The 18696-nt window shown below is 32.2% G+C and carries 19 protein-coding genes; 7 read left to right on the forward strand and 12 right to left on the reverse strand.

Going from position 1 to position 18696, the window contains the following annotated elements:
* The first annotated feature begins 27 nt into the window (after positions 1–27).
* The 3 genes from V8G56_RS14150 (at position 28) to V8G56_RS14160 (ending at position 3874) form a co-directional block, all read left to right on the forward strand.
* On the forward strand, positions 28–1200 hold the full coding sequence (locus V8G56_RS14150) for an LETM1-related biofilm-associated protein (protein ID WP_395439114.1): 1173 nt from the start codon (positions 28–30) through the stop codon (positions 1198–1200).
* Between the two features lie 78 nt (positions 1201–1278).
* A complete protein-coding gene (gene lpxD / locus V8G56_RS14155; RefSeq protein WP_395439115.1) occupies positions 1279–2274 on the forward strand; it encodes a UDP-3-O-(3-hydroxymyristoyl)glucosamine N-acyltransferase in 996 nt (331 codons plus the stop codon).
* Between the two features lie 109 nt (positions 2275–2383).
* Positions 2384–3874 carry a YfcC family protein gene (locus tag V8G56_RS14160; RefSeq protein ID WP_395439116.1) on the forward strand — a complete coding sequence of 497 codons (1491 nt, stop codon included), beginning with the start codon at positions 2384–2386 and terminating at the stop codon, positions 3872–3874.
* 20 nt (positions 3875–3894) lie between these two features.
* Here V8G56_RS14160 and V8G56_RS14165 read toward each other — a convergent pair whose 3' ends face one another.
* From V8G56_RS14165 to V8G56_RS14195, 7 genes are all read right to left on the reverse strand, one after another.
* Complete coding sequence (locus V8G56_RS14165) at positions 3895–4650, reverse strand: LytR/AlgR family response regulator transcription factor (protein ID WP_395439276.1); 756 nt, start codon at positions 4648–4650, stop codon at positions 3895–3897.
* A gap of 105 nt (positions 4651–4755) precedes the next feature.
* A complete protein-coding gene (locus V8G56_RS14170) occupies positions 4756–5109 on the reverse strand; it encodes a 2TM domain-containing protein (RefSeq protein ID WP_395439117.1) in 354 nt (117 codons plus the stop codon).
* A gap of 31 nt (positions 5110–5140) precedes the next feature.
* Positions 5141–5449 (reverse strand): 2TM domain-containing protein, encoded by a 309-nt coding sequence (locus V8G56_RS14175; protein WP_395439118.1) that lies wholly within the window; start codon positions 5447–5449, stop codon positions 5141–5143.
* A 12-nt stretch (positions 5450–5461) separates the two neighbouring features.
* On the reverse strand, positions 5462–6808 hold the full coding sequence (locus V8G56_RS14180; RefSeq protein WP_395439119.1) for a histidine kinase: 1347 nt from the start codon (positions 6806–6808) through the stop codon (positions 5462–5464).
* A 24-nt stretch (positions 6809–6832) separates the two neighbouring features.
* Positions 6833–7456, reverse strand: a complete 624-nt coding sequence (locus tag V8G56_RS14185; protein WP_395439120.1) for a hypothetical protein — start codon at positions 7454–7456, stop codon at positions 6833–6835.
* Positions 7457–7651: 195 nt separating this feature from the next.
* Positions 7652–8377, reverse strand: a complete 726-nt coding sequence (locus V8G56_RS14190) for an energy transducer TonB (protein WP_395439121.1) — start codon at positions 8375–8377, stop codon at positions 7652–7654.
* A gap of 157 nt (positions 8378–8534) precedes the next feature.
* The gene (locus V8G56_RS14195) at positions 8535–10691 is read right to left on the reverse strand and encodes a TonB-dependent receptor (protein ID WP_395439122.1); all 2157 of its coding nucleotides are present in this window, start codon (positions 10689–10691) and stop codon (positions 8535–8537) included.
* A 123-nt stretch (positions 10692–10814) separates the two neighbouring features.
* On the opposite strand from V8G56_RS14195, the gene V8G56_RS14200 reads away from it, so the two are divergent.
* From V8G56_RS14200 to V8G56_RS14210, 3 genes are all read left to right on the forward strand, one after another.
* On the forward strand, positions 10815–11489 hold the full coding sequence (locus tag V8G56_RS14200; RefSeq protein WP_395439123.1) for a lysoplasmalogenase: 675 nt from the start codon (positions 10815–10817) through the stop codon (positions 11487–11489).
* 211 nt (positions 11490–11700) lie between these two features.
* A complete protein-coding gene (locus V8G56_RS14205; protein ID WP_395439124.1) occupies positions 11701–12195 on the forward strand; it encodes an RNA polymerase sigma factor in 495 nt (164 codons plus the stop codon).
* Positions 12196–12199: 4 nt separating this feature from the next.
* Entirely contained in the window at positions 12200–12835 is a 636-nt protein-coding gene (locus V8G56_RS14210) for a hypothetical protein (RefSeq protein WP_395439125.1), read from the forward strand.
* Here the strand turns inward: V8G56_RS14210 and V8G56_RS14215 are convergent.
* The 4 genes from V8G56_RS14215 to V8G56_RS14230 form a co-directional block, all read right to left on the reverse strand.
* Entirely contained in the window at positions 12824–13414 is a 591-nt protein-coding gene (locus V8G56_RS14215; RefSeq protein WP_395439126.1) for a pseudouridine synthase, read from the reverse strand. The two genes, V8G56_RS14210 and V8G56_RS14215, sit on opposite strands and share 12 nt — an antisense overlap.
* Positions 13401–15692, reverse strand: coding sequence for a DNA topoisomerase 3 (locus tag V8G56_RS14220; RefSeq protein WP_395439127.1), 2292 nt, complete (start codon positions 15690–15692; stop codon positions 13401–13403). The genes V8G56_RS14215 and V8G56_RS14220 overlap by 14 nt, the downstream gene beginning before the upstream one ends.
* A gap of 146 nt (positions 15693–15838) precedes the next feature.
* Complete coding sequence (locus V8G56_RS14225) at positions 15839–16645, reverse strand: lysophospholipid acyltransferase family protein (RefSeq protein ID WP_331632867.1); 807 nt, start codon at positions 16643–16645, stop codon at positions 15839–15841.
* Between the two features lie 49 nt (positions 16646–16694).
* Complete coding sequence (locus V8G56_RS14230) at positions 16695–17336, reverse strand: NUDIX hydrolase (protein ID WP_395439128.1); 642 nt, start codon at positions 17334–17336, stop codon at positions 16695–16697.
* A 3-nt stretch (positions 17337–17339) separates the two neighbouring features.
* Between V8G56_RS14230 and V8G56_RS14235 the strand changes: the two genes are divergently transcribed.
* Entirely contained in the window at positions 17340–18047 is a 708-nt protein-coding gene (locus V8G56_RS14235) for a peptidylprolyl isomerase (protein ID WP_395439129.1), read from the forward strand.
* Here the strand turns inward: V8G56_RS14235 and V8G56_RS14240 are convergent.
* Positions 18044–18646, reverse strand: coding sequence for a trimeric intracellular cation channel family protein (locus tag V8G56_RS14240; RefSeq protein WP_395439130.1), 603 nt, complete (start codon positions 18644–18646; stop codon positions 18044–18046). The genes V8G56_RS14235 and V8G56_RS14240 overlap by 4 nt on opposite strands.
* Positions 18647–18696: the final 50 nt, after the last annotated feature.

Consider the following 18696-nt stretch of genomic DNA (forward strand, 5'->3'; position numbering starts at 1 on the left):
TATCTTTGTCTTGTTAAAATGAACACCATGAATCCATCAGCGAATGGCTGGATTAAAAAACTATTAAAAGAAATTTCAAGTAAACAAAAGGACTTGAAACCTTCTGAAACTGACTTTTACAATGCTCTGAAGTCCAGCGGTTTTATCTATGGAAGTAACATTTCTGTCATTTTTAACTGTATTGATAACAAAGACTTTACAGAAGAAGAATTATCCAAAATCAACTTATTTTTAGCTTTCTATTTTATTCATCAACAGGCCAATAAACCTGAAGATCTAATATCGAGTATTATAAGTTTTTATAAATCCATAGATGATTATAAATTATCATTTTTTGAAGGATTACTAGGTGAAAAAAAATCTGCTGGTTTTCTTGAAGATATGATCAATAAGCGCGTTCATATTGATGACAACCTTATTACCAAAAACTTCAATTTTTTTATCACCAATGCTTTACTGTTTATTGATGTCTTAGGATATCAAGAGTATTTAAAAAACAATACTATTGGCGAAAATTATTTAAAACAAATGGAAGCGTCAATTGAAACCATTGTATTGATTGCTTTTGAAGGGAAAAAGGAAAAATCAAAATATGACGAAAGTTTAATTAAACTGTTTGAATCTTCCTTAAGATACCAAAGTAAAGACACCCTCAGCTATGATGATGTTGTAAAAAATATTGAAACTACTCTAGGAAAACATTACATCATAGATATGGCTTGTATGGCCTATTGGAGCGATAAAATTATTGATATTGAAGAACGAAAACTATTAATAAAACTTGGTGATGACTTACATATTAATCAGCTAGTCGTTATTAATTCCATTGCTGATATTAATATATTTTATCATTTACATAAAAAGAAAATCGCATTGCTGAGTTCTAAAAATATGTTTCAGAGTTTCTATGACAACTCCAGCAAAATGGTAATAAAACTTATTAAACGAAATAGCAAACGTTTGTTGAATGAACTTAGAGAAAGTAAAGAACTCATGGTATTACTTACTAAATCTACTACCAGAGCCCTAAGTGAAGAAGAACAGAAAAAAGTACAGGATCAATTATTAGATATAATGAAATCGATACCAAGTTTGGCTATCTTTATTTTACCTGGTGGGGCCATATTATTGCCTTTATTTATAAAATTTATTCCTAAAATGCTGCCTTCTGCATTTGATGAGAACAGAATAGAAGAATAAATTGTCTTTAAAATATCCTAGACTGCTTTTTTTCTTTTAGTTTTACTAAAACTAAACAACTAATTAAGCAATTCTTACATGAAATCGTATTCAGCACAAGATATTAATACCATTCTTAAAGGGGAATTAATAGGCAACACAAAACAACGTATTGAAGGCCCAGAACAGCTGGAAAAAGCCCAAAACAATCACATAACATTTATAGGAAGTCAAAAATACGTGAAGCTTTGGGCCGATTCAAAAGCATCTATAGCCATTGTAAATGATAACTTAAAAGTTGAACCAGGAGAAAATCGGGCTTTGATAAAAGTCAAAAATGCCGATTTAGCGATGGCTAAAATTTTAGATCTATTCAATCCGCCAGCACCGGTATTTGGCACTAATATTCATCCAACAGCGGTGATTCATGAAACGGCTAAAATTGGAAAAGATTGTAAAATTGGTGCCAACTGTTATGTTGGTAAAGAGGTGGAATTAGGCCAAGGGGTTATTTTATATCCTAATGTATGTGTTTTTGATGAGACTATTATTGGTGAGCATACGGTAGTATGGTCTGGAACCGTGATACGCGAACGTTGTATTATTGGCAACCACTGTATCTTTCACACCAACGTTAGTATTGGTGCCGACGGTTTTGGATATAGACCTAGTGATGATGGCCGTGGTTTAGTAAAAATACCTCAAATAGGTAATGTAGTTATCGGGCATTTTGTAGAGATTGGTGCTAACTCTTGTGTAGACAGAGCTAAATTTAGTTCTACCATTATTGGTGATGGCTGTAAAATTGACAACCTGGTACAAATAGCACATAATAGTGTGATGGGACGTTCGTGTATTATGGCAGGACATAGTGGTTTAGCAGGGTCTGTAACTTTAGGAGATGGGGTTATTATTGGTGGCAGTGCTTCCATTAAAGATCATACTACTATCCATTCTGGTGCTACGGTAGGCGCAGGTTCTGGGGTAGTGGGAGACGTAGAAGCTGGAAAAACCGTGTTAGGCTATCCTGCACAAGACGCCAGGGATATGCTTAAACAATGGGTTGCTATGCGCCGATTTATGAAAAACCAATAGCTTATTTGGTACGAATTTATTATAAATTCATTTTGATTTGATATTAACAGCTGATGTAGTTCATATGAAAGCATAGTAGAGTAATTTAGAATTAACTGCATAATTGTAAATGAGAAAACTAAAATTTCCAACCGCCCAAACTATTTTAATCATCATTGCCATAATTGTTGCGCTCTTAACATGGCTGGTTCCTGCAGGAAAATATGATAGTTTAGCGTATAACGCGAAAAACAATTCGTTCATCAAAACCAGTTTAGAGAAAACTATTGAATTACCGGCAACACAAGAAACTTTAGAGAACCTCCACATAAAAATTCCCATTGAAAAATTTACAAATGGTGATATCTATAAACCTATCGGTATTCCTAATACGTATAAAGAACTGGAATCAAAGCCTCAAGGCCTTGCAGAATTAGTTCAAGCTCCTATAAAAGGAATCATTGCAGCTTCTGATATCATTTTTTTAATTCTCATTATTGGAGGTTTAATTGGCATCATGAATCTCACTGGTGCTTTTGATGCTGGAATTGCATGGATGGCAAAAATGCTTAAAGGCAGAGAGTATATTCTCATTATTTTGGTAACAACACTTATTGCCGCTGGCGGAACAACCTTTGGTTTAGCTGAAGAAACTATGGCCTTCTACCCTATTTTAATTCCAGTATTTCTTGCGGCAAAATATGATGCTATGGTGGGGCTTGCATGTATTTTTCTAGGTTCAGGAGTTGGGTCTATGTGCTCCACTACAAATCCGTTTTCAACAATTATTGCTTCAGATGCAGCTGGCATAAATTGGACAACAGGTCTAGAAAATCGTCTAATCATGTTAGCCATTTGTCTGATTATTACCATCATTTATATTCTTCACTATGCAAAGCGCGTAAAAGCAGATCCATCAAAATCTCTTATTTATGATCAAAAAGAAGAATTAGAGGCCCTTTTTGGCTTACATTCTATGAATACAACAACATATACAAATAGACTGAGACTTATTACAGTGGTGTTTTCATTATGCTTTGTGATTATGATTGTTGGTGTTTCCTTTTTAGATTGGTGGTTTGTAGAAATGACCGCTACATTTTTTGTTGGGGCGATTATTATAGGCCTTATTGCCAAAATTAAAGAAAGTATTTTCGTGGAAGAGTTTGCCAAAGGAGCTGCGTCTTTACTGAGTGTAGCTTTTATTGTTGGTATTGCACGAGGTGTAACCATTCTTATGGAAGATGGTCTCATTAGTGATACCATTTTATATCATGCGAGCACCATAACAGAAGGCCTGAACAAAGGTATTTTTACAAATTTTATGCTTTTTATTTATGGTGGTTTATCGTTTTTCATGCCATCGTCCTCAGGAATGGCCGTATTAACAATGCCGATTATGTCTCCATTGGCTGATACAGTAAATATAGGAAGAGAAACGATAGTTGATACCTATAATTATGGCATGGGTCTGTTTTATTTGATCAATCCTACTGGCCTAATATTAGCAGCCTTGGCAATTGTGAAAATTGGGTTCAATAAATGGTTAAAATTTATAATGCCTCTTGTTTTAATATTGTTGATTACAACCATGGTTTTACTGACCATTTCAGTTTACTAAAAGACTATTAAAAGTCTTTATCACTCCAGCCACTCTTTAAAATCTTTAACGCGCTCACGCGCTACAATCACCTCATCTTCATTATAAGTATTCAACTTAATTTGCAAACGTGAATTGGTATAACTTACCATGTCTTTAATAGCATTAATATTTACAAAATATTTACGGCTTATACGAAAAAAAGTTTGTGGTTCCAGCTCCTGCTCCAAAAGTTCTAATGTGGTATCTAAAAGATAATTTCTTCCTTCAGAAGTATATAAATAAGTGCCTTTATTTTCGCTGTAAAAACATTCTATTTCTTCTATATTAATAAGTTTTAGATGTTGCCCAACTTTTACGGAAAAGCGTTTTTTGTATTCGCGGTCTATAGGGTTTACCAATAATTTTTTAATATCATTAAAATCTAAAGTAACGGCCTGTTTTTGTGGTAATCTGTCTTGATATTTTTTAACCGCTTTTGTCAATTCTACTTCATCAATCGGTTTTAATAAATAGTCAATGCTATTCAGTTTAAAAGCCTGCAGTGCATACTCATCAAAAGCCGTGGTAAAAATAACAGCACTTTTTATATCAATGGCTTCAAATATTTCAAAAGATAAGCCATCACTTAATTGAATATCTAAAAAAATTAAATCAGGATGTTCATTATTATTAAACCATTGAATACTTTCTTCTACAGAATGCAACATAATTTCTGTTTCCAAATTCAAAGCTGTTAACATACGCTGCAAGCGTCTTGCTGATGGTTTTTCGTCTTCGATGATGATTACGTTCATTGTTTTAACTATTTTTTGCATTAGCAATTAATACTTTATCCTTTTTAGAAGTTCTCAAAAAAGAGTGAACTAAAGGCATACCCCAAAAAGGGAATACCAAAAATATTATTGCCAGTTCTTCTTATCATTATCCATAAACTCCTTGATTTTGCGCTGTTCCCAGTTTTTACCAAACATGAAATCGGGACCAAATACACTAAAAAAATGAAAAAATAATCCTATTCCCCAAAAAATGGGTGTTAAAAAGTTCCCGAAACTCCAGAAATTCCCATTGGCTCTTCCTATCATTAAAATCAGAAATATATTGACGATGACATAGGATGCTAAATGCCAATAAAAACCTATAATTTTTTTGACCTTTTTTTGAGCTCTTATATAAGCTTCTTGACGATAAAAATCGTTTTGACTTTTGTTGTCTTTCTTGCTTATATCTTGATTATCTGTGTTATAATTTGTCATAACTTTAAGTTTTAAGTATTGATATTACGGACTATTGCCATCGTTTTTGTTCTTCTTCCTCACGCATAAATTGTTCTATTTTACGTTGTTCCCATTTCTTGCCCAAGAATCCGTTATTCACAAATACATGATAAGCGTGAAATGATAAGCCCATACCCCATCCAAATACGGGAAACCAAAACCATTGAAATTCCCAAGAAGTTTTATAGTTTATGAAAATTAGAAATGGAATCACCAAAATATAAGAGATCAAATTGTAGTAAAATCCTTTTAATTCTTCCACTTGTTTACGGGCTTTAATATAATTGTCTTCCATGTTGTTGTTTGATTGTGTGCTCATAATTTTAAATTTTTATTTCCAACGTGTATCTTGATTATCATCAGTACCCATATATTGTTTTATTTTACGTTCTTCCCAATTACGTCCAAAAACACCTTCACTGAAATATACTTTAAAAGCATTGATGATGATACCTATGCCCCAACCAATCATTGGGAACCAGAACCATTGAAAACCCCAATACGTTTTATAATTAATATAAATTAAGAAGGGAATAACTAGAAAATATGAAATTATACCATAATAGAATTCTTTAAGGTCATCAATATGCTTACGTGCCCTTAAATAACTATCGTCTATTCGAGAGGTTGTATCTGTTCTCATAATTGATATTTGTTTAGTAAGCATTGGAATTGCCACCGAAAAACTGTTTGTATGTTGATTGATATATACATTCTTGTTTGATAATAAATTGTAGCGTTGTTTTATGTTTTCTAAACCCACACCGCTACTCTTTTTTACTATTTTTTTAGGTTGTAAATTATTTTCAACCACTAAATTGCCATTATCCTCATAAATCTTAATATGTAAAGGCTTGCTCGTTGTTACCATGTTGTGCTTTACGGCATTTTCTAATAATAGCTGCAAAGACAAAGGCACTACTTTACTTTCAGGATTTGTGGCACGATCAGGAATTTCAAAAACAATACTGTCTTCAAATCTCATTTTAAGTAAAGACATATAGGTTTTAGCAAACTCCAACTCTTCATCTACGGTTACTAATTCTTTACTTTTTTGCTCCAGAACATACCTATACACTTTGGATAAAGAGGTTGTGAATTTTTGTGCATTTTCCGGATTTTCTTCAATTAAGCTGGTTAATACATTTAAACTGTTAAAAAGAAAATGAGGATCTAATTGATTTTTTAAAGCATCAAATTTAGCACTGGCTGTTCCGGCAATGACTTTCTGCTCTTTTATTTTATTTTGCTGATACTTGTTGTAAAAGTAAACGAAATGAAAAATAACTACGATGGTTAAGGTTATCCATAATCCAAATTGATAATATTTAAATTTTTCATGTGTGATAAATTCTGTAAACGTTTTACCATTAATGGTCATGGCTGTAAATCCACGTAGAAGAAACAACCCAATCAAGGTTATAATAATCGAACCTACTATTCCAATTAAAATTCGTTTAATCCTATCTTCTTTTTTCCATTTAAGGTGTTCTAAATACTCAAAATAGTACATGTTGGAATACCCTAAAACAAATGAATACAATTGATAGAAGCCAAAATCTATTAAAAAGTCATTGATATTATTATAATCAAATCCCCCAGATAGCAAGTTTCCTATTACAAAAACCGAACATCCAATAATAAAAGTGACAATGATATTTTTAAAAGATTTTGTCATAATATTCTTATAATAAAATAATAATTACTCTTTACAAGATTCTAAAAGCATATCAATTCTTTCTTTACCCCAATTAGGGTGAAATGGCGTTTCAGGTTTAAAGTTAGCAAAAAGATCTAAAGCTCTTTCCAGATCTTTACAAAATGGTTTAGTATCTTGTCCAAAATACTTCGCTCCTCCAATGCCCCATTCTGCCTTACAATAAACTACACGCGGATTACTAGGAGCAATTTGTTCTGCCTGTGCATAAATAGCTTCTACTTTAGGTGACATAGTCATTCCGTAAGCAGCGCCATCATAAGCTACCCAAGCAGTATATAATAAAGCCTGAAGCACTAAAATCTCAGGATTATTCTTTGAAATAGCCGTCGCATCATTAATTAAATCTTGTGCTTTCTTTAATTGAGCCGTTAACTTTTCTTCATCCTTTAACCCAAAGCTATTTACAATATTTACTTGAGCCGCGTAATAAGCAGGTAACCAATTATCTGGTTCTGCATTTGCAATTCGTTCAAACATATTGGATGCTTCTACTGGGTTATTGCCTCCCCAAAGTTCAAAGGCTTTTTGCATACCTTTTTCATAATTCGACTGAGCACTTATAAAGCTAGTTGCAAATGCTACTAAAATGATAACTAATTTTTGCATAATGATTGTTTTTAAATTATAGAACAAATATCCACTTGTTAACTGATAATTTAAAAAGAGATTAACCGAATTGTCAATTTTAAAGGACGAGATGTGAATTTTAAAAGGAAATTAAAAAGCCAGCTTAAAATCAAAGTATGATTTAAGTTGGCTTTAATAAAACGAGTGATATAAACTCTAATTCCTTAAAAAATTCTAACTTGCCATTAATCTAAATACTATTGGCACACTATAAGGCACTTTTACAGGTTTACCTCTTTGTTTACCTGGAATCATTTTAGGCAGTAACTTAATAATTCTTTCTGCTTCTTGCTCTAAAATTTTATCTGGACCTCTAGAACGAATACTAGATACAAAACCATCTTGATCAATTACAAATATTATAAAGACTTTACCTTGGATCCCAAGATCTAAAGCTGGTTCTGGATATTTAAAATTTTTGGCAACATGTTCTTCCATTTTTAATTGGAAGCAATTTCTTTTCTCCGTTTTAGATCCATTTTCACAACCAGGAAAGACAGGAACATCTTCAATTACAGAAAAAGGTACTTCAACATCCTCATCCACTTCTTCTACAGAAACATCTGCAACGGCAATAACTGGTGCAATTTTATCATTTTGATTTGACTCTGTACTTTCTATTATTGTTTCTTCAATTTCAACAACATCTTCAACAATTTTTATTGATTCTTGAATGGCAATTGGCGGTGGCGGCGGTGGCGGGGTATTAATATTAACAATAGGTATTTCTTCTTCAAATTCCTCATCCATATTTAGAATATCAATTGCAACGTCCTTTTTATCATAAGTTTTATATTCTAATAACTGCCAAGAAGCAAACAACATGATATTAAGCCCAATAGCAAAATAAAGACTACTATTTCTTCCAATTTCAACTTGTGGGTTTTTCTTAGATTTCATGACTCTAAGGCTTAGATATATAACATAAAGTTAACTCAAATAAATGTGAAAAAATATGATTTTTGTCATGTATAAAAATGGCTATAAAGCCTTATAATCCTTTCAAATACAGATGTTTTGGCAATTAAATTTTCATTTAAAAATTTAGAAATAAAATTTATAATTTATCCAATTGATTGCTCTTTTTATCTGAACTAATAGTCCAGAAAAAGCCTACAAAAAAGAACTGATCTGCAGCAGGTTGTAAAGCCCGGCTTTCAAAAACCCTATTAGCATTAGTAGTATTAGCATATTGATAGCCATTTATATTTTTAAAACCTAATACATTGTTCACAGAAGCATATAATATTTTTTGCGGACTTATTAAGTAGGCCCAGTTAATACTTAAACTGTTATAGGCTTTGGTTTTTTCATTTAAAAAACCTGATGTATTGGGATTGGTATAGGTTCTTCCTGACGCAAAAGCATAACTAAACCCAACTTGACTTCTCCAGTCATTAATCCAATACTTCCCAACAATAGATAAATTATGTGTATTGGCAAAATTAGGCTGCGCCTCAACTGGATAATTTCTATAATCACGTTTCGTATCTAACAAAGAATAACTCACCCAGTAATCAACATTTTTTATACTTTTACTATCTCGCCAGAACAGATCAATACCTTGCGAAAAACCGTAACCGCTGCTATTATAGTTACTATCATATTGAGTATATTCTGTATCATATTTCACTAAATGTTTATAGTCTTTGTAATAGGCTTCAGCTCTAAATATTTTGCGGTCAGCATTATATTGGTAGTTCAAAATATAATGTGAGGTGTTTTGCGCTCTCAAATCTTGATTAAACTTTAAAATGTCACTTGAAGGATTTTGATAAAAATTGCCATAAGCCAAAGATAATTGACTGCTTTTTGAGGTTTTATAGGCCAGTGAAAGTCTAGGTGCCAGATCAAATGATTTAAACAACTCACTATAATCTGTTCTTAACCCTGCTTTAAATGCTATTTCTTTTGATAAAAATATGTCTGCCTCAACAAATGTGGCTGCAATATTATTATCATATCCATAAATTTCTTGATTTGGATTTGTATCTGAAAATTTCTCTTCAAAATGAGAGGCTAAATATTCAGCACCAAAATTTAGTTTAAATCGATTACTAAAGTGCTTTTTAAATTTTAACTTGGCATGAATCCCTGTTTCACTATCATTAATAATCATATCAATGATGCTTAAGTCATTATTTCCAATGGTGTAACTTAATCCTCCAAACATATTCCAAGTATCATTTAAAGCGCCTTGATATGACCCATTGAAGTACAAATTATTATTCTTTAATTTAAAACTAACGCCTTCAGGTTCATTAATATCTTCCTGAATTAATTCAAAATTGGTGTTATCATAAGCTGTATACAGTTTTAATAAGCCTGAATTATATTTTTTACGATACACTGCTTCACCCGAAAACACTTCAAAAGGTTTAATCCAATTATTTCGATTAGGAAATATCTCATTATAAGGAGCCAAATTAATATAAGAACCGTTGACACTTAAGCTACTATTATTCCATTTTTGAGTATTTCCAAGGGTTGCTCCAAGACTCATTATACCAATATCTGTTTTATCTTGATCTGGTTCATCAATAGTGTTTAACAATAATACACTTGATAATGCCTGACCATATTCGGCAGAATAACCTCCTGTTGAAAAAGTAATACCATCAAATAAAAACGGAGAATACCTGCCTCTTGCAGGTGCATTATTAGTTGTAGGTGTATATGGAGTAAATACCCTTATACCGTCTATGAAAATTTGAGTTTCATCTGCTTCACCACCACGCACAAACAACCTACCATCTTCAGCAACGGTAGTCGTTCCAGGAAGTGTTTGTAAAGCACCTACAAAATCGCCTAATGCGCTTGCCGTTGTAACAACATCCAAAGGTTTTAATACATTTACCTTACTATTATCGCCGGCTTGAAAAGTACCTGCAGAAAGCACTACCGCATCCAGCGTATTTACATCTTCTCTAAGTTTAACCACTAAGTCTTTCATGAATTTCACATCACCAACCATAGTAAATGTTTCAAAAGAAATATAAGAGACTAATAAGGTTTGAGACCCTGTCTCACTTGTTTTAAAATAAAAACCCCCAGTGTCATCAGTGGTACTTCCATCGTACGTGCCTTGCAAATACACATTGGCTCCTGCAATGCAAAGGCCCTTTCCATCTAAAACTTTTCCACTAATTATTGAAGATTGAGCTATTATTTGGCTTGATATGTTTAAAGTGAAAAATAATAATAGTGTTTTCATATTGTAACAAATTGGTTTGTTCGTTTTGATTGATAAGATAAAATTGAACAAAAACTGTTTTATGAAAAACTAATAATAACCGAACTGTAAAATTTTAATGATGAATTGAATATATTTGAAATTATGAGCAAAACACAAAACAAACCAGTCATCCTCTTTTCAATAATTTACAGCATTATTTTAATCTTTGAATTGATTTTTGATAACACTGAAAGTTTAAAATATTGTCATTACCTCTCTAAACCTCTATTGGTTTCCTCTCTTATTATCTTTTTTTTACAACATAATCGGCACAAGGATACTCAAACAAAACAATTAGTTGTATCAGCCTTAATATTCTCTTTGTTAGGGGACATCCTTTTGATGTTTACAGAAATGAATAGCTTATTTTTTATAGGTGGTTTGCTGTCGTTTTTAACAGCTCATGTTATGTATATTTTGGTCTTCTTAAAAAAGAGAAACATTGCTAAAAAAGGGCTGAAATTTATGCTGCCTTTATTGGTTTATACCATTGGATTATTTTATTTGTTAAAAGACGGATTGGGTGATTTATTCATCCCCGTTATAATTTATATGTTTGTTATTTTAATAATGGTTACCACGGCCTTTTTACGTGAAGGAAGTGTTTCAAAAAACAGTTATATTTTAGTTTTTTTAGGTGCTGTTTTTTTTATAACTTCGGATAGTTTATTAGCTCTTAATAAATTTTATAATCCATTACCATTATCCGGAATCTGGATTATGACAACTTATTCCATCGCTCAATTATTAATCGTTATAGGACTTAAAAAGCAATAATAGACAAAATCTATACATTAGACTCATGATGTTTATTATCAATATTTTAAAATAGATATAATAAACCTTTAGTTTAATTAAATTAATGTATAAATAATTAATATGATCTGTTGTTAATTGTAAATTACTTTTAACAAAAAAATACTTTATTTTTACTGAGTTGTAACGTTTTAATTCAATCCGCTACTTACATTATAACTAACTAATCAAATTGAATAAAGAACTAGAACATAGTTTTGTTGAATTGCTTGAAAAGCATCAAAATATCATTCATAAGGTGTGTAGATTGTACACCAATAATTATGATGCACATAATGATTTATTTCAAGAAATAACCATTCAATTATGGAAGGCATATCCTAAATTTCGTGGTGATTCTAAATTCAGCACATGGATGTATCGCGTTGGTTTAAATACCGCCATAACCTTATATAGAAAATCAAAACGTTCAATAATTACGCAAGATTTTGACGGTATTGAATTTAGAATGAAAGCTGAGGATTATGATAATACTGAAGAAGAACAATTAAAAACCTTGTACAAAGCCGTACATGAATTAAATGATATTGAAAAAGCTCTAATCTTTCTTTACTTAGAAGATAAAGATTATAGAGAAATAAGTGAAACAATGGGTATTAGTGAAGTTAATGCACGTGTGAAGATGAGTAGAATTAAAACTAAATTAAAAACCATACTTAATCCGTAAGCCTATGGATGAATTAGAATTATTAAAAAAAGATTGGAGGAAGCAAGACGCCACTTATAAAAAGCTTTCTGCTAAGGAGATTTACCCTATTTTACAAAAGAAGTCTTCTTCTATTGCAAAGACATTATTTTATATTAGTATTGGTGAATTAGTGTTTTGGATATTAATAAATACCATCCCCTATTTTTCATCAGACAGTTATAGAGAACGCCTGGATGCGGTTTACAGTAATGAGTATGTTTTTGCAGGATTAACCCTTATAAGTTATGGGGTCATTCTTCTATTTATCTATTTATTATTCAAATCGCATAAAGCCATCTCCGCTACAGATAATGCAAAAAAATTAATGGAGAGCATATTAAAAACCCGCAGAGTTATTAAATATTATGTTATTTATAATTTAGTTATGGCGTTTATTTCAATGGTTATAGGTACGTATTTCGCCATTATACATGACCCTAAGTTGGCAGATTCTATATCACATTTTAATAACAAACAAATGTCAGTGGCTTATGCCATTGTTATAGGCGCTACAGCATTGCTCATTCTTTGTATTTGGATTTTTTATAAACTTTTATATGGACTATTATTAAAACGCCTTAACAGAAATTATCAGGAACTTAAAAAATTAGAATTCTAAGTTTTCCACCTCAATAACATCTCCAATATTCATTTTATTTAAATGGATATCCCCTACCCTTACTCTAACCAAACGCAACGTTGGATAACCTACCGCAGATGTCATTTTGCGCACCTGCCTATACTTTCCTTCATTTAAAATAAGTGAAACCCATGATGTTGGCCCATGCCTGTCATCCCTTATTTTTTTTGAACGGGTTGGAAAGTCTGGATCTGTCTCCAATTTAAAAGCCTTACAAGATTGGGTGATATATTTTATCCCTTTAAAGCCTATTTCAACACCTCTCTTTAAGCCTTCTATAGCTTCTAATGTAATGTCTCCATTAACCTGAGCATAATATTCCTTATCTACTTTTTGACCGTTTACAACATCACTCATTTTACCATCAGTTGTTATAAGCAATAATCCTTCAGATTTTTCATCTAATCTGCCAATTGCCATAGCATTTTCGGGAAAATCATACAAATCACCCAAAAATTTTTTCTTTTGTTCCTTTTTTGCATTGGTATAAAACTGACTCAAATACCCATAAGGTTTGTAAATAATAAAATGTCTATGAGTATTTTTAGATTGTTCCATTTAAAATATTAATAATAAGATCCTTTGTGGCTTTTTGTCCGTTCATTTTCCTTCTAACATCATCAAAAGATATTCTAAAATCACAACCTTCTTTATAATGACTGCATCCGTAAGCGGCATTTCCTTTCACAATAGTGCCTGTTTTACATTTCGGGCAATTTAGTTGATCTGGCTTGGATTTTACAACTACCTTTATAGGTTCTAATATAAGCCTATAATGGTCATCAAAACGAATCAAGCCATCCACATTGCCGGAATCTGTTTTAAAATCCTTTAAATTAACTGTAGACCCTTTTTGAAGCAATCTAATATATTGTTTCTCAGAAATTTTTTTATCATGAAAGCTAAAAGGCAGCACAAAATTACAACCTATTTTATAAGCACTGCAACCATAAGCCAGTTTTCCTTTAATAAGTTGCCCTTGTTTACATTTGGGACATTTCTCGCTTAAAATACCAACAGCTTTTTTATTAAGAATTTTGACTTCCTTATTTTTTGTTGATTGCTCATAGGAAATATTAGCCCCTTTCGTTTCGCTTCTAACCTCATACACCAAGTTTTCAACCATTTGCTTCATATTGTTTATAAATGCATTAACACTGAAATCGCCCTTTTCAATATCCTTTAACTGCTTTTCCCAAGTACCTGTTAATTCAGCCGATTTCAATAACTCATTTTGAATGGTATCAATTAATTGTATACCAGCTGATGTTGGCAACACTTGCTTTTTATTTCTAATAATATATTTACGTTTAAATAAAGTTTCAATAATATTTGCTCGTGTAGACGGGCGCCCAATACCATTCTCCTTCATGAGTTCACGCAACTCATCATCATCCACCTGCTTACCAGCCGTTTCCATGGCACGCAATAAAGAGGCTTCTGTAAACTGATTGGGTGGTTTGGTTTCCTTTTCCAAAAAAGAAGGTTCATGGGGTCCTTTTTCACCTTTCACAAAAGCAGGTAATATATTGGGTTCTTTTTCTTTGTTATCAGAACTTTCAAAAACAATACGCCATCCTTTTTTTAAAATTTCCTTACCAGTTGTTTTAAATACAACTTGGGCAGCACTTCCAAAAACCGTAGTATTTGACACCAAACAATCATCATAAAATACCGCAATAAAACGTTTTACAATAATATCATAGACTTGCTGCTGATTGTATTGCAATCTTGATTGCATACCCGTTGGAATAATGGCATGATGATCTGTTACTTTTTTATCATTAAAAACTTTAGATGATTTTTTTATTTTTTTACCTAAAAGTGGCTGAGTTAAATTGGAGTAATTGGTCAATTTTTGAAGTATTCCTGATACTTTAGGGTACACGTCGTTTGGCAAAAAGGTGGTATCAACTCTAGGATAGGTTACAAGCTTTTGCTCATATAAAGTCTGAACAATTTTAAGTGTTTCATCTGCCGAAAATCCAAATCTGGTATTACAATATACCTGCAGACCCGTTAAATCAAATAATTTTGGTGCAAATTCATTGCCTTTCTTTTTCTCAATGGCATCTATTTGAAAATCGCTTTCTTTCACTTTGTTAGCCAAAACCTCTCCATCTTCCTTTTTTAAGAAACGTCCTTCTTCATAACTAAACAAGGTCTCACGATACAATGTTTGCAATTCCCAGTATGGTTTCGGCTTAAAATTCTCTATTTCTTTAAACCTATTAACTACCATGGCCAAGGTTGGTGTCTGTACACGACCAACAGATAAAACTTGCTTATATCCGCCATGTTTAACCGTATATAATCTGGTAGCATTCATACCTAGTAACCAATCACCTATCGCTCTTGAAAACCCAGCATGGTATAAATTATCATATTTTTCTGAAGGCTTTAGATTTTCAAATCCTTCCTTAATCGCTTCTGTAGTTAAAGATGAAATCCATAAACGCTTTACTTCACCTTTATAATTGGCTTGATGCATGACCCAACGCTGTATTAACTCCCCTTCCTGGCCAGCATCACCACAGTTAATGACTAATACAGCTTTATCAAACAAACTTTTTACAATTTTAAATTGCTTTTGAATGCCCGAATTGGCCACTATTTTGGTTTCAAACCTTTCCGGTAGCATGGGTAAGTTATTCAAATCCCAGCTTTTCCAATGCGGTTTATAATCATTAGGCTCAAACAGTGTACACAAATGTCCAAAAGTGTAAGTTACGGCATATCCATTACCTTCATAATACCCATCATGTTTAGTATTAGCCCCCAAAACAGACGCTATTTCACGAGCAACACTAGGCTTTTCTGCAATACAAACTTTCACTTATTCTCTTTTAATTTATGACTTGCAAAATAGGAATTTAGACCTGATTTTTATAGGGGAATTGCCAGGAGTTATTAACGATTCTAAATGGGTAAAATAAATTCTCTTTTGTGCTTAAAAAAACAAAATAGTATTTGAAAGACTATCTATCTTTTTTTCCACTCGCGCATTTTATTGAGGGCCTCTAAAGCTTCAAGTTCTTCCTGAGGAACAACTTTTAAAAAAGAAGGATGTTGTTCAATGGCAAACTCTATTTTTTTTACAATTTCTTCAGTCGTATCATTATCATAATCAATTTCTAAGGGCGCTTTAATTTCCATAGATTGTAAAATGTTTTTCTTCTTTATTCTAAGTCCTTTTTTATCAAAAGAGCGTCTGAATCCGTCGATCACAATAGGTATTACAATTGGCCTATAGCGTTTAATAATATGAGCCGTTCCTTTTCTAATAGGTTTAAATGGCGTAGTAGTTCCTTGTGGAAACGTTATAACCCAACCATCATCTAACGCCTTTCCTATATTGGAAATATCACTCATTTTTACCTGCCTGTTTACATCTTTTCCTTCAGCCCTCCAGGTGCGTTCTATACTTATGGAGCCGACGTATGCCAATATTTTTGGTAACAAACCCGCTCTCATAGTTTCTTTTGCAGCTACATAATAAATATTAAGTTTAGGATTCCATAAATAACCAACATTTTTAATGGAATCTACACGTCCACTAAGACTGGCGTTAAATACGTGAAACATAGAAACCACATCAGCAAAATAAGTTTGATGATTGGATATAAACAACACATTAGTATCAGGTAAGTTTTTTATTATTTCAGAACCTTCAATATGCATTTCGTTAAAACCCCGAAAACGTCTATGTGTAAGTACACCTAAGATTCTGATGAGCCATTTTTTTAAAATGAGAATGTGTCCAAAAGGATTTCGTTTAAGCAACGCCATAAATCACGCTTCAATTAGTTAGTTTTTACAAATGTAATAAAACTATAAATTACAACACTTGTTTTAATAAGTCTTTAATTTCACTTAAAATCATTGCAGTTGCTCCCCAAACAACATGCCCATTTAATGAAAACGCAGGCACCTCAACCTCAACTTTATAGGAAGTTGACACTCTTTTTGAAATGACCATGTTATCATCAATAAAATGACCCAATGAAATCTCAATAATAGCTTCAACTTCACTTTCATCTTTTACAAACCTTGGTGTTTTATTTGAAAATCCTAAATACGGCTGTACATAAAAATTGCTTGGAGGTATATAAACTTCTGTCAGTGGAGATAAAACTTCAATATCATGAACGGGCACACCTATTTCTTCAAAGGTTTCTCTAAGAGCAGCATGTTCTAATGAATCATCATCAGGTTCTAGTTTACCACCAGGGAAACCAACCTGAGCTGAATGTACGCCTTCATAACTTTTTCTGAGAATTAAAACCAAATATGTTTTTTGAAATACATCAGGATAAAAAAGAGCCAATACACCGGCCCTTTTAGCAAATTTTATAGCCTCCTTATTTTTTTCTAAAAGCTCCAATCTAAAAGGTGGAGCCATTTTAAACTGAGATACTTGCGCTGGTAGCGGTATATTTTTTACTTTTGAAATTCTAATTAAAAATTCATCAAAATTCATTCTATGAGAATTGTATGGCTATTGGTTGTATTCATTTTACTTTTAAATTGTGAAGATAAACAAACTAAAAACAAAATTAAGCAAGAGAATACTGAAACAGGAATAGAAAATAAAGAAGTTAAAACAGAAACAGATGAGGACAATTCTAAACCTTATCCTGTTTTAGATGGTTTACAAAACGCTATGGAATTCTTTTTAGAATATGATAAGAAACATAAAGAAAATAAAGTGCGGCTAACTACTGATTTTGGTTCTATTGATATTTTATTGTTTAATGAAACTAAATTTCACAGATCTAATTTTATCTATCTTACAAAAAGAGGCTATTTTAACAATACACAATTTTACAGAGTCATTAATAACTTTATTATTCAAGGCGGTAACAGTGATGATAAAAAAACGGCTAACAAAAGAGCAGAAATTGGAAGATACCTGTTACCAACTGATACCAATCGAGGTTTTACCCATGAAAGAGGGGTTATTTCTATGCCAAGTGGTGAAATTGACAACCCTTACAAATTAGCGTCTCCTTTTGAATTTTTCATCATACAGCAACAAGGTGGATCTCATTTTCTGGATGGTGATTATACGGTTTTTGGCAAAGTAATTGCAGGCATGGATGTCGTTGATAAAATTGCTGCAGTAAAAACTGATGAAGCCGACTGGCCACTGCACAATGTATTTATTAGAAAAGCGGAAATAATCAATTAATCTTTATAAATAGTTGGTAATCCAATTTTGAATTTTACAGCCAATATTCTTATTAGAATAACTATTCCAGCTGACAGCAGAAAAACAAAATTATCATCTAATGGAAACATTCTTACCAAAAAGTAAGTGATTCCTCCAACAATACAGGCAGTAGCATAAATTTCCTTCCTGAAAATGACCGGTATTTCATTGCTTAAAATATCACGAATAACACCTCCAAAAGAAGCCGTAATAGTACCCAAGGCAATACAAATAACCGGATGAAGACCTGCATGAATTCCCTTTTCAATACCAACAACTGTGTACAATCCTATCCCAATAGTATCAAAAAGAAAAAGTGAGGTTCTTAAGTAATTAATATAACTTCTAAAGAGCATTGCAAAAATGGCAGATCCCAAAATAACATAGGTATAGGTGATATCTTGCATCCAGCTCACGGGCGTTTGACCTATTAAGATATCTCTAAGAGTACCTCCACCTACGGCCGTGACAAAACCAATAATTAAAATACCAAATAAATCCATTTTCTTATTTATGGCTACAAGAACACCTGAAATGGCAAAAGCAATAGTTCCTAAAATATCAATAGTATAAAACATGCTTCAAAATTAAATGAATATTTTATAGTCCTAAAGATTAAACAAAAAAA

It is taken from the genome of Gaetbulibacter aquiaggeris (assembly GCF_044003965.1).
Lineage (GTDB): Bacteria > Bacteroidota > Bacteroidia > Flavobacteriales > Flavobacteriaceae > Yeosuana > Yeosuana aquiaggeris.